Below are 11,556 nucleotides of genomic sequence, written 5' to 3'. Positions count from 1 at the left end.
CTTGCAAATAGGTACTGGGGCAAATTTCGGGGAATTTGAAATCATCACTATACATTTAAGCGATCGCAAAAATATAGGCGATACAAATTACACAAAGGCAGAACATTATTGCCTGTGTATTTCACAAGTCTCATATTGCGTAACTTAGATGCTTTCTCAGCGTCTATTCTAACTGGGCTATTGGCAGCAACTACTTGCTTCATGGCTTTCAGAAGTTCTGGATTATCCTGCAAGATTGACCAATGGCACAGCAGGTAGTCGCTGTATAAACCTTCTTCAGTGGGAGCAATTTCCAATAGTTCTTCTAACGCCAGTTCGCGTCGTGCAATTTTATACAGTGCCTCTTTCACCAGCCAAGGATGCCCACCAACCATCGCCATTAATCGAGTAACTTCTTCTCCATTCCAAGGGAGTTGGAGGCGTTGTGCTAAATTTTGCACCTGTAGCTGATTTAACTCTGGTATTTCGATACCCTTCCCCACATTGAAGGGCGATTTATGTTTATCTATAGGAATAAAATCTTCTTTGGAGTAAGCAATAATTAACCGTAATTTTTGCCAAATAGTGTTATTTCTGCCCTTCTCATACCAAGAGCGTAATAAGGGAAGAAAGTCACGAGCGATCTGATGGGAGAAAATTACATCAACGTTATCTAATCCTAAAATTAGGGGACTATTGATTGCTGGCAACAAATATTGTTCAAAGTAGTTTGTACAGTCTTTGTTCGCACTTAGTGTACCTTTCCAATTCTCAGCCAGGTTATCTGGTATCTTCAATTCCTCGGCTATGCTGCTAGAAAGCCACTGTAAGAAATGTTTCAGCGAACTGAACACTGTTGTTTCTGGCTCTTGAAAATCAACACGTACTGCTTTATAGTCTTGCTTCTTCCCATAATCCAGAATCTGGTACATTAAGTAGGTTTTGCCCCATTGCAAAGGCGCTCTCAACCGAATTAATCCCCCTGGACTCTTTACCACCTTGTAGCAATCATCATAAAAAGCCTGCTCGAAAAACGGAAATTCCAGTTCTGGGGATGGTTCTGGATCTAGCAACCCTGTCAAATCAGACCAATATTCTTGAACTGTCGTCAGTGGTACAGCCAGTCCCCCTTGGGTATTGTCGTAAGCAGCAATCATCCCAACTACCGCTTGAACTTGAATATCAAATACAGGGGAACCACTATAGCCACCGATGATTTGTTGCGAGTCTGCCATTACCCGCAACCGCAACATTAATAAGTTACTAAAACCTGAATGACGGTTAGCATCAGTGATATTGCCCTCAATTGTCCCTCCTTCTGGAAAGTCCAAACGCCCATAGCCAATAGACAGGAATTGATTCTTTGGCTCAAAGATTAGCGATAGAGGTACAGCGTTGCCTTGATAACCGGATAATTGCAATATGGCGAAATCATCGCGGGTGCGATCGCCTAAATAAACCAACTCAACCTCTTGCCCATTGACTCGCACTTCTTCCCAACCCCCTACCGACTCAACTACATGGGCGCAGGTGAGTAAATGTCCTTTGGGTGAGATAAAAAAGCCCGTGCCTTGGATGCAACCTTCTGAAGTAGCGATCGCCACGGTACAAGCTTTAACTAATTCCCAATTCATGAAAATTTATTACTTGTTTTCTTCGAGTGCCAGTTTCCAAGTTATTTTCACCTTCAGTGATGCCTGCCCAGTGGATTCAACCACATAAACCGAGCCTTTGGCGGTAAAATTTACTCCAAACTCAACTTCTCCGCTTACAGGTTGCGATTCTTGCTGCAAGGTACGAAACGCCTTTGTAATTGGGCGACACCCGCGAACAATCAATTCCTTAACTGCATCGAAGTTAGCCTCTACTTTTTCTATAGGTAACTCACCAGTGAGCGATACACGACCTACTGATGCATCTGGTAGCTCAACTGCTACCAAAATCGTGCCGCCATCTTCTGTATTCAGTTCTAGAAGTTTACGAACCATAATTTAATTAACTAGTGGCTATATCTGAAAAAGGTAAGTAAAGTTGTTTTGAAAGTAAATTTATATAAATTTCTAGGTAAACAATTTTTCTTCAAAGAAAGTATATCTAAGGGTGATATCTAAAAAAACTATACCAAATAAACCAGTTTTCCTAAAAATTTACTTTTATCCCGTACCTTGCATCTATATGACTTCTCAATCTTCTCGCTCTGACAAAATTCTGGTTGTTGATGACTCTCCTGATAACGTATTTTTGATCAAAACTATTTTGGAGGAAGAGGGTTACACGATCAGCACCGCAGAAAATGGGATTTCGGCCTTGGCAGAATTAAAAGCTTCTCCTTGTGACTTGGTTCTGCTGGATCTGATGATGCCAGGTATGGATGGGTACGAAGTCACCAAGCACATTCGGGGAGAGATGAAATTGCCGCAATACATCCCCATATTGCTGATCACTGCCCACGATGCGCCTAACGTCGCCCACGGTTTAGACTTGGGTGCTGATGATTTTATCCGCAAACCTGTAACTGTAGATGAATTGCTGGCACGAGTGCGATCGCTCCTGCGCTTGAAGCATAGTATGGATGAACGTGATGAAATTGCCCGTCAGCGAGAAGATTTTGTCTCCCGTCTCACCCACGATTTACGTACTCCCTTAGTGGCAGCCGATCGCATGTTAATCCTATTTCAGCAAGGCGCTTTAGGAGCATTATCATCACAAATGCAGGAAGTAATCGCCATCATGGCCCGTAGCAATATCAACCTGCTTTCTATGGTCAATACCTTATTGGAAGTTTATCGTTTTGAAGCCGGTCGCAAAACTTTGGCGTTTCAACCAGTTAATCTGAGCGGATTGCTAGAGGAAGTGACTGGAGAATTAGCACCTCTAGCTCAAGACAAAACACTGTCGCTAAATTTAGATTTTACTGAAGAGTCAAATACAGTGATGGGCGATCGCTTAGAATTGCATCGTCTATTCACAAATCTTATCGGGAATGCGATCAAATTTACCGACTCTGGGTCTGTGACTATTCGTCTTACTTCTCAACGCCAGTTAGACAAAAGTAGCCAATCTCAATTTTCGGAAAAATCTAATTCCGTTGAATATATTAGTATTGAGATAGCGGATACTGGCCCAGGTATTCCCCTTGAAGAACAAGCCACCATATTTGAACGATTTCGCCAAGGCAACCATAAGACTTCTGGTAGTGGCTTAGGACTATACCTTGCTCGGAGAATTGTTGAAGCACATCAAGGCATCATTCTGCTTAATTCGGAGTTAGCGAAAGGTAGTGTATTTATTGTCCTTCTACCCACCAAAGCATGAAAAAATTAGCAATTATAAATTATGAATTCTCAAATTTTTACCATGATAATTCATAATTTATAACTTTACTACTCTCTACCAATAATTTAAATTAATTATTCCAATTAGAAATCAAATCCTTAAATCTGATGAATCAAATATGCTGATCTAGCAGCGCTAACATTAAACAAATACTTTTTGACAGTAAAAAAAATGATTACCACTGAATTATCTAACGTTGGCAATATTATCCAGAATCAACGAGAGTTTTTTCAAACTGGCAAAACTAAAGATGTCACTTTTCGCATTGAACAACTTAAAAATCTCAAACAAGCAATTATTGAGCATGAACAGTCAATAGTCGAGGCATTACAAGCGGATTTACGTAAACCAGAAGTGGAGAGTTACCTAGAAATCGGCGTAATTAAGGAAATAGATTACGCCATAAAACATCTTCAAAACTGGAGTAAGCCCAAAAAAGCAGCGGTTTCCTGGGATTTTTTTTCCTACTCAGCCCGAATTTATCCAGAACCGTTAGGGGTTGTCTTAATTATCGGCCCTTGGAACTATCCATTTAACTTAATTATCTCACCGTTAATAGGTGCGATCGCAGCTGGTAATTGTGCAATTATCAAACCTTCAGAAATTGCTTCTCATACCTCCCATATCATCACTGAAATTTTTGCCCAACATTTTGACCAAGCTTATATTGCAGTAGTTGAAGGAGGCGTTGAAAAAAGTCAAAAACTACTAGCAGAAAAGTTTGATCATATCTTTTTTACTGGTGGCACAGCCATCGGCAAAATCATCATGGCAGCAGCGGCCAAATATCTCACACCAGTTACTTTAGAATTGGGTGGTAAAAGTCCTTGTATTGTAGATACTGACATTAATCTTGAACACACTGTTAGACGAATTACTTGGGGTAAATTTATTAATGCTGGACAAACTTGTATCGCTCCTGACTATCTTTTAGTTGATAAAAAAATCAAAAAAGATTTAATAGATGGGATGAAAAAATGCCTAAAAGAATTTTATGGCGATAATCCTGTAACCAGTCCTGATTACGCTAGAATTATTAGTCAAAAACACTTTGATAGATTGGTTAACTTTCTCAAAGATGGGGAAGTTATCATTGGTGGAGAAAATCAACCTTCAGAGCGTTATATCGCTCCCACAGTGATTGATAATGTCGCTTTAGAAGATTCTTTAATGCAGGAAGAAATTTTTGGCCCCATTCTACCCATTATTGAATATACTGATATTACCGAAGCGATTGCCTTGATTAACTCTAGACCTAAACCCTTGGCGCTATACTTATTTTCTCAAAACAAAAACCTGCAAAAGCGAGTTTTGCAGGAAACCTCATCTGGTGGAGTCTGTATCAATGACACAATAATGCAGTTTGGTGTCTCGTCTTTACCATTTGGTGGTGTGGGAGATAGCGGTATTGGCAACTATCACGGCAAAGCTAGTTTTGACACCTTTTCCCATCACAAAAGTGTGTTGCAAAACTCATTTTGGCTAGATTTAAAATGGCGATATGCTCCCTATGAGGGCAAATTGCCGCTAATCAAGAAACTTCTGGGTTAAAAGTTATGAGTTATTTGAATTTTGGATTGAAGGAAAATCTAAAATTCAAAATTGAATAACTCCTAACTCTTAAAACCCAAAAGCGTTACTGTAACGCTCCTCAGCCCAAGGTTCACCACGGCGATGGTAGCCATTACGCTCCCAAAAACCAAGTTCTTCACCAGCTAAAAACTCTAAACCATTAATCCATTTAGCACTTTTCCAAGCGTAGAGGTGGGGCACAACTAGCCGCATCGGCCCACCATGTTCAGCTGGAAGGTCTTCACCAAAGACTTTAAAGGCAAAGAAGTTTTCTTCGCGCATAAAATCTTCTACAGAAATATTGGTAGTGTAGCCGCCGTAGCAGTGTTCCATAACGTGGGCTACTTTGGGGTCTAGCTCAATCAGACCCATAAAATCTGTCATTTTTATGCCAGTCCATTTGACATCGAGTTTAGACCAGCGCGTTACACAGTGGAAGTCTGCTGTGAATTCGTGTTGAGGTAGCGCCATAAAATCTGACCAACTAAAGGTAGCAGATTTTGCTAAACCCCAAACTCGAAACTCCCATTCCTCAATGCTGACTTGGGGAGTTGCACCGTAAGTTAATACGGGAAAACCTTTAGCTAAGTGTTGACCAGGAGGGACACGTTCCCCCTCTTCCTTTCCTGGTTTCTGAAAAAATTTTCCTAGCATAGTTGGAGAGAAATAAGTTTTCTCAAGGTATTTACAAGCTTTTTTGCTGAGTTGCCAACAGCACCAGATGTTTTACTCTTTATATAATTACTTGATCATTACTCATGAATGATCGGTAATGGGTAATGGATGTTCCCAATTACTCACTACCAACTTTTCTCGATTCAATCAGCTTGTGTAGAGGATCTATAATCCATAATGCAATCAGAAAAGCTAAGAAAAAGCGTTTATCCAGTGGTAAGAAGCTTGATTGGTTATTTAATTGCCAATCATAATCTTTGGGTGCTGTTCATGCTTTTCCTGACTGGGGAATTATGATTCTTCTTCCTCTTCTTCAGCAGTTGGATACACAAATGTAGAACGTCCAGTCAAAATTGACTTGCCCATAGATAGGGCTTTCTGAGCTTCGACGACGGCTTTGTGCCTCCAGGTAGCTCGACGTTTATCTCGTTTTGATTTGGAAGTTTTCTTCTTAGGAACAGCCATGTCAGCAGATATCGCGATTCTTGACAACCTTCTTATTCTAGGCCATCCACTGACGACAAGGACAACAGGTAAGTTGAATTGAGAGGTTGAGACTGAAGTAGAACACAAAGACGCTGGCACAGACAGAGGAAATTCTAAGAGTGACCTCTTTGTGTCTAACTCAATCCGTCATTTTTGGGTTGACACACCGCTAGCTGCTGGAACTGGATTAGAGCTATTTTCAAAGAAAAGTAATGATCGCGCAGTTTTGAAGTAAGTGGCCCAATTTTGAGCATCGGGGCGCGATCGCCATTGAGGACGACTGACTTCTAATGTCAGGACTGGTGCGATCGCGCCATAATTTTGTACGGTCACAATGATTGAAACATCTGTCACCAAGATATCTTGGTCGAAACTTCGTTGAGCAGCTGCCCTAGCGGCTGCTTCCGCTTTCCGGAGAACGGTTTCATAGTTTTCTTCCGGCAGGCGGTCAATAGTTAGATCAACTCTAGCGGTGTAAGCTCGCACAACCTGAGGTGCGATCGCTTCCATTAAAAACCACGCAGGAACGGTAGATATGAGCAAAACTATTAAAGGAACTATCCGGATTCTTCTGGCAATTTGACTAATAACTGAAAAGGGAGTGATCGATGATGGTAGGTGAGCAGAAATCTTGCTCATGACCTTCTATCTCCTTAGTGATGATCTGTTATTGAAATTAGGTGAAAGTATTTTCCGGTCTATTGACGTAATAAAAATTACATTTTAACTTAAGATTCGATCAGAATCACCTAGACAGAAAACATCGGTTAGCTTTGTTTTTTTGGCAAAGCTGACCGCAATTTTAAGACCAGCAAACAATAACTGACAAAGAGCGGGATGGCAAATTACTGGGCGATCGCGATTGGCATCAATCAATATCAGTTATTTCAACCTTTAAGTTGTGCCCAAGCAGATGCTGAGGCACTAGAGGATTTTTTGGTGACAGAAGGAGGTTTTGTCTCCAAACACTGTCTAGTCATGACAGATACTTCGCCGCCTATTGAGGATAGGTCAACTTACCCAACTAAGGAGAATATTTTGCTGCTGCTTGAGGATTTGGCAGCGACAAGTTGGCAACCAGAAGATTATCTATGGTTATTTTTTAGCGGTTATGGGGTCAACTACAAGGGCAAAGATTATTTAATGCCAGTGGAAGGTAACCCCGAACTCGTACAAGAGACTGGCATAGAATTGCGATCGCTAATGCAAAGTCTCCAACTTGTTGAGATGAATGTATTGTTACTGCTCGATATCAACCGCGCTTTTGGTACCCAAGCAGATGCTCCCGTTGGCGAAGAAACAATAGAACTAGCCCAAGAACTACAACTCGCTACAATTCTTTCTTGCCAACCAGAGCAATTTTCCCATGAAAGTAGCGAACTAGGTCACGGATTCTTTACAGCAGCTTTATTAGAAGCTTTGCGTTCTGGTAATGGCAGCAACTTGGCAGATTTAGAAAGCTACCTAAGTCTGCTGATGCCAAAATTATGTCAACACCACTGGCGTCCTGTCCAAAACCCTGCCACGATCATTCCATCAAGACCGCAGGTAATCTTGCCACAATTGGCAATGGAAAGCGACTTTGAAGCAAATCCGGTGATTTATCCAGAAGAATCCTTTGCTGTTGCCCTTGCGGCTCCTCCCCTGGACGATTACCCTAAAACTTCCGCAGAGCGGGGCAGATGGGGAGAAGCTACTGTGAACTCCTCCCAACAGGTGAAGGCTCACAAGGTGGAGAAGTCTAAGAATCAACCAGTCCAGGAGTCAGCTACTAGCTTAGTTTCCCAGCCAATGCCGGAAACTTCTTTAGGAGTGAATACAAGGGGAAGATTTATCCCCAATTCCTCCAAAGGTTACGTCTCTCGATTGCCATCGAATCAGCCAAGTATCCCTTTTTGGAAACAGTTTATCTTGTGGGGCGGAGGTAGCCTGCTGGTAGCAGGTTTAATGGCCGTAGTTTTTCTCCGTAATCAAGAAACTTTTAGAATTAAGCAAATATCAAACACATCACCTAATGCTACTGCTAGCGATCGCCAGGTTATCCAGAATTTACCAAACGCTCGCACTCCAACAGTTAGACTCAAAAACCAATCTAGCGCCCAAATAATTTCTAGTTCCGAGTCGAAAAAGCGAAATCAAGCAGTATTAGACTTGGCCAAAATGTCGCTCAGACAAACTCAGGCTAGCGATTTGAGCTTGGCGATAGCTACAGCCCAAAAAATTCAACCCGGTGAACCACTGTACGAGCAAGCTCAGGAGAATATTAAGATTTGGAGTCGGATGATTCTAGATTTAGCAGAGGGTCGTGCTAAACAAAGACAGTATGCTAGTGCTATTGCTGCTGCACGATTAATCACCAAAGATGAAGCCCTCTATGCCAAAGCACAAGCATCAATCAACCTGTGGCGGCTAGAGGGTAAGCAGTATGTGACTAACAAAACTCTTTTAGATGCAGCTAATGCCTTAATTAAGTCTGAACAGGCATCTACCTACAATCGGGCGATCGAAGTTGCTAAGAAAGTACCATCAGATCAACCAGGCTTCGATACTGCCCAAAAATCGATCAATAAATGGAGTGAGAAAATTTTAGACCTGGCCAAGCGTCGCGCCGCCGAAGGAGACAGCAATGCCGCAATTGCGACCGCTGCTTTAGTACCAGAGGAGACAGCCACTTACGAAGATGCTCAGGATGTCATCCAAAAATGGCAAAAAAAATAGTAAAAAAATAGTTAAAAGTTAGAAGTTAGAAGTTAGGAGTTATAAGTTTTAATTCCTCACTCATCACTCCTGACTCCTCACTTTTCCCCCAGCATTCAGCAGTACTGCGACACATCTTCGCCGCATTCGTCCGCTAGATAGCACATTGCTCGGAAACGTAAACCAACCACTTCTTCATATAAGGGGTTGAGCTTACACATGGGCGGAATGTGAAACAGGGTTTTCCCAAATAATTTCACATCTCGCTCAAATGGACATTGAGATGGAATCAGTTTGCACAAGCGGTGAGCTAGTTGGCGATCGCGGACTTGAATGCTATCTACACGCTGCCGTAGGGGTTGGAGAATATTCCAGTAAGATTTGGAAGCAGAGCGGGCTAGCTGGGTTACTTTATGGTCACTAGTCTCTGCTTGATTGACTGATATCCAGCTTGCAAGAAAAATCTTTTTTGTGGTATTATCAGATACCTTCATGGTTAATCCCCTGTGTTATTGAGGCTGTTCGTCTTTTTGATGAATATATACAACGTGGCAACGAACTTTACCGGAAAAATCGCGTTCTGACTGCGATATAATGTAATACCTAATTAGCCACTTAAGTCAGAACCTAATTTATTACTACGTCAAGTTAATCGCAAATTTTTGGGGATCGGTAGTGTAATATGATCATCTTGTTCATAACTTGATATAGTTTAAATTTTAATAAAGACATCCGTCATTGGATAGGTTTTAGTGTAACATTTACAGAACTTAATATAAGCTCTTCTTAAAAGTATTTTTGCTAAGTATAAATATTGGTAATATCCAAGTAGGCGTGTTTCCTCTGAGTATTCCCACTTCCCCACGTCAAAGCGTCCTGTTCATTGCTGGCTGAATGCCGTAGAAGTAAAGAGAAGCCTGTAGACGCGGCTGCGGCTTAAAGCCAGGTGGGTTGGCTTTGTCAGTAGATGCAGAGCGGCTAGTCATGAAACATCGGTCGTGGCAAAGTCTCGGTAAAGAAAGTGATTCTTCTCCAATTTGCAATCTATAGCGTCTTAGGGCTAACTTATCTGGGATTAGCATTGGGCTACATTCCTGGTTTACGCATGAACCGCGCCACCATCGCTTTAGTTGGTTCTGCCTTTTTAATTGCTTTAGGTGTTCTGAATTTACAGGAGGCATGGCAGGCCATTGATGCCAATACCATCGTATTTCTCTTGAGCATGATGGTAGTTAATGCCAACCTATCCTATGCAGGGTTTTTTAGGCGATCAATCTCAGTGATATTGAGTATCACTCGCAGTCCTCTAGGTTTGTTGATTGCTTTAACTTTTGGTAGTGGTATCCTCTCCGCCTTTTTTCTCAATGACACTATAGCGTTGATTTTCACACCCTTAACTTTGAGCCTGACACTAGCTTTGGGCTTAAATCCGATTCCTTATTTACTAGCGATCGCAGGTGCAACTAATATAGGCTCGGTAGCAACTTTGAGCGGTAATCCTCAAAATATCCTGATTGGCTCCTTTTCAGGCATTTCCTATTTAGATTTTCTGCGTATATTGGCCCCAGTTGCCCTAATAGGTTTAGTAATTCAGGTAGGATTACTGTGGCTACTTTATCCAGATGTGCGCTTAGTCAAACCTTGCGAACAGGTAATAGTTGGCAACCAACGGATTTTTAAACCCTTATTTAAAAAAACATTAGTCATTACAATTGGGCTGCTAATTGCATTTACTGTCGGCTTACCCTTAGCGGAGTCTGCTCTAGTTGCTGCTAGCTTGTTGCTAATCACTCGGCGGATTAAACCCCAGCGCATTTTGCAAAAGGTGGATTGGAATCTGCTGGTAATGTTTTCTGGATTGTTTATTCTGACGCGAGTCACGCAAAAGTTGAATTTGCTTCAGCCATTTACCCATGCAATCAACTCTGCTGCGAGTTTTTTGGGTGTAACTGTTGTTTTATCTAACTTAATTTCTAATGTGCCTGCTGTACTTCTGCTGCATCCCCTGGTTCCTCCAGGTGACACTAAGTATTGGCTATTGTTGGCAGCCGGATCAACTTTGGCTGGTAATTTGACTTTGTTTGGTTCAGTCGCCAACTTGATAGTTGTAGAAGCTGCTGCTGATTTAGGCTACAAGCTAACTTTTTGGGAACACCTGCGTTTTGGAGCGCCTTTAACAGTGTGTACTTTATTTCTAGTATACCTCTGGGTTCATTGAGGATATGTAGCAACAACCCTAAGCTGAAAACACCTGCTGGGCTGTCAGGGTTAGTTCTGCGAATGTTTGAGAAATAATTTGCTGGTTTCCAGTAAACATAGTTTGCTTGTAACTACCATTGTTTAGCAAACACACTGTCACCTGATTTTTTAAGGGGTCAACAATCCAATACTCGACCGCACCAATAGCTGCATACTCAGAGGTTTTTTGATTATAGTCCCGCTCAATAGATTCAGGACTTACCACTTCAACTAAAAGGGGTGGAGCAGTTTTGAGGATAGCGGAAGTACTCTCAATACTTTTTGCCTGTTCGTTGGTAATCACACAAATATCAGGTCTTCTAAGTTGTTTATTAGTCAGCACCTCTGTACCGTTAGGACGCGGTTGTAAAGGCAGTCCCATTTTTTGAATTTCTAAAAAGAAGCGAACTAAGAGTAAGGTGATAATCGCCTCATGCTTACCAGTACCAGGAGGCATTTCTAGCAGCACCCCATCCTCAAGTTCATATTGCTTGTCTGTGCCATCATCAAAATTGATGTATTCCTCAAGAGTACTAATTTTTATTGGTGTTTTAGTCATAGCGATCGCTTCCA

General features: G+C 41.7%; 11 protein-coding genes. 4 read left to right on the top strand and 7 right to left on the bottom strand.

Features of this window, described 5'->3' with window-relative positions:
• Window positions 1-47: 47 nt before the first annotated feature.
• Together V7K35_RS20265 and V7K35_RS20260 are read right to left on the bottom strand one after the other, a co-directional pair.
• A complete protein-coding gene (locus V7K35_RS20265; RefSeq protein WP_335081001.1) occupies window positions 48-1,613 on the bottom strand; it encodes an AAA-like domain-containing protein in 1,566 nt (521 codons plus the stop codon).
• Window positions 1,614-1,622: 9 nt separating this feature from the next.
• A complete protein-coding gene (locus V7K35_RS20260; protein WP_335080999.1) occupies window positions 1,623-1,967 on the bottom strand; it encodes a CU044_2847 family protein in 345 nt (114 codons plus the stop codon).
• Window positions 1,968-2,154: 187 nt separating this feature from the next.
• Between V7K35_RS20260 and V7K35_RS20255 the strand changes: the two genes are divergently transcribed.
• Together V7K35_RS20255 and V7K35_RS20250 are read left to right on the top strand one after the other, a co-directional pair.
• Entirely contained in the window at window positions 2,155-3,294 is a 1,140-nt protein-coding gene (locus V7K35_RS20255; RefSeq protein ID WP_335080997.1) for a hybrid sensor histidine kinase/response regulator, read from the top strand.
• Between the two features lie 192 nt (window positions 3,295-3,486).
• Window positions 3,487-4,866, top strand: a complete 1,380-nt coding sequence (locus V7K35_RS20250; protein ID WP_335080995.1) for an aldehyde dehydrogenase — start codon at window positions 3,487-3,489, stop codon at window positions 4,864-4,866.
• A 69-nt stretch (window positions 4,867-4,935) separates the two neighbouring features.
• Here V7K35_RS20250 and V7K35_RS20245 read toward each other — a convergent pair whose 3' ends face one another.
• The 3 genes from V7K35_RS20245 to V7K35_RS20235 all read right to left on the bottom strand — a co-directional run bounded on the left by V7K35_RS20245 (window position 4,936) and on the right by V7K35_RS20235 (window position 6,687).
• The gene (locus V7K35_RS20245; protein ID WP_335080993.1) at window positions 4,936-5,541 is read right to left on the bottom strand and encodes a sulfite oxidase-like oxidoreductase; all 606 of its coding nucleotides are present in this window, start codon (window positions 5,539-5,541) and stop codon (window positions 4,936-4,938) included.
• A 312-nt stretch (window positions 5,542-5,853) separates the two neighbouring features.
• Window positions 5,854-6,027, bottom strand: a complete 174-nt coding sequence (rpmF, locus tag V7K35_RS20240) for a 50S ribosomal protein L32 (RefSeq protein ID WP_334797080.1) — start codon at window positions 6,025-6,027, stop codon at window positions 5,854-5,856.
• Window positions 6,028-6,195: 168 nt separating this feature from the next.
• Window positions 6,196-6,687, bottom strand: coding sequence for a hypothetical protein (locus V7K35_RS20235; RefSeq protein ID WP_335080991.1), 492 nt, complete (start codon window positions 6,685-6,687; stop codon window positions 6,196-6,198).
• A gap of 198 nt (window positions 6,688-6,885) precedes the next feature.
• Between V7K35_RS20235 and V7K35_RS20230 the strand changes: the two genes are divergently transcribed.
• Window positions 6,886-8,766 carry a caspase family protein gene (locus V7K35_RS20230; RefSeq protein WP_335080989.1) on the top strand — a complete coding sequence of 627 codons (1,881 nt, stop codon included), beginning with the start codon at window positions 6,886-6,888 and terminating at the stop codon, window positions 8,764-8,766.
• Window positions 8,767-8,861: 95 nt separating this feature from the next.
• Here the strand turns inward: V7K35_RS20230 and V7K35_RS20225 are convergent, their stop codons facing one another.
• Entirely contained in the window at window positions 8,862-9,239 is a 378-nt protein-coding gene (locus V7K35_RS20225; RefSeq protein ID WP_335080987.1) for a Mo-dependent nitrogenase C-terminal domain-containing protein, read from the bottom strand.
• Window positions 9,240-9,766: 527 nt separating this feature from the next.
• Here V7K35_RS20225 and V7K35_RS20220 point away from each other — a divergent pair.
• Complete coding sequence (locus V7K35_RS20220) at window positions 9,767-10,963, top strand: anion transporter (protein ID WP_335080985.1); 1,197 nt, start codon at window positions 9,767-9,769, stop codon at window positions 10,961-10,963.
• Window positions 10,964-10,981: 18 nt separating this feature from the next.
• Here the strand turns inward: V7K35_RS20220 and V7K35_RS20215 are convergent, their stop codons facing one another.
• Window positions 10,982-11,542, bottom strand: coding sequence for a Uma2 family endonuclease (locus tag V7K35_RS20215; RefSeq protein WP_335080983.1), 561 nt, complete (start codon window positions 11,540-11,542; stop codon window positions 10,982-10,984).
• Between the last annotated feature and the right edge of the window lie 14 nt (window positions 11,543-11,556).

It is taken from the genome of Nostoc sp. (genome assembly GCF_036917275.1).
GTDB lineage: Bacteria > Cyanobacteriota > Cyanobacteriia > Cyanobacteriales > Nostocaceae > Nostoc.
The sequence above is the reverse complement of the archived record's forward strand: the minus strand, read 5'-3'. Positions and strand labels throughout refer to the sequence as shown.

Excerpts from the sequence above, each read along its gene's own strand:
- V7K35_RS20260 (WP_335080999.1), bottom strand. The coding sequence starts at position 1,967 with ATGGTTCGTAAACTTCTAGAACTGAATACAGAAGATGGCGGCACGATT.
- V7K35_RS20235 (WP_335080991.1), bottom strand. The coding sequence starts at position 6,687 with ATGAGCAAGATTTCTGCTCACCTACCATCATCGATCACTCCCTTTTCA.
- V7K35_RS20215 (WP_335080983.1), bottom strand. The coding sequence starts at position 11,542 with ATGACTAAAACACCAATAAAAATTAGTACTCTTGAGGAATACATCAAT.
- rpmF (WP_334797080.1), bottom strand. The coding sequence starts at position 6,027 with ATGGCTGTTCCTAAGAAGAAAACTTCCAAATCAAAACGAGATAAACGT.
- V7K35_RS20265 (WP_335081001.1), bottom strand. The coding sequence starts at position 1,613 with ATGAATTGGGAATTAGTTAAAGCTTGTACCGTGGCGATCGCTACTTCA.
- V7K35_RS20245 (WP_335080993.1), bottom strand. The coding sequence starts at position 5,541 with ATGCTAGGAAAATTTTTTCAGAAACCAGGAAAGGAAGAGGGGGAACGT.
- V7K35_RS20255 (WP_335080997.1), top strand. The coding sequence starts at position 2,155 with ATGACTTCTCAATCTTCTCGCTCTGACAAAATTCTGGTTGTTGATGAC.
- V7K35_RS20225 (WP_335080987.1), bottom strand. The coding sequence starts at position 9,239 with ATGAAGGTATCTGATAATACCACAAAAAAGATTTTTCTTGCAAGCTGG.
- V7K35_RS20250 (WP_335080995.1), top strand. The coding sequence starts at position 3,487 with ATGATTACCACTGAATTATCTAACGTTGGCAATATTATCCAGAATCAA.
- V7K35_RS20230 (WP_335080989.1), top strand. The coding sequence starts at position 6,886 with ATGGCAAATTACTGGGCGATCGCGATTGGCATCAATCAATATCAGTTA.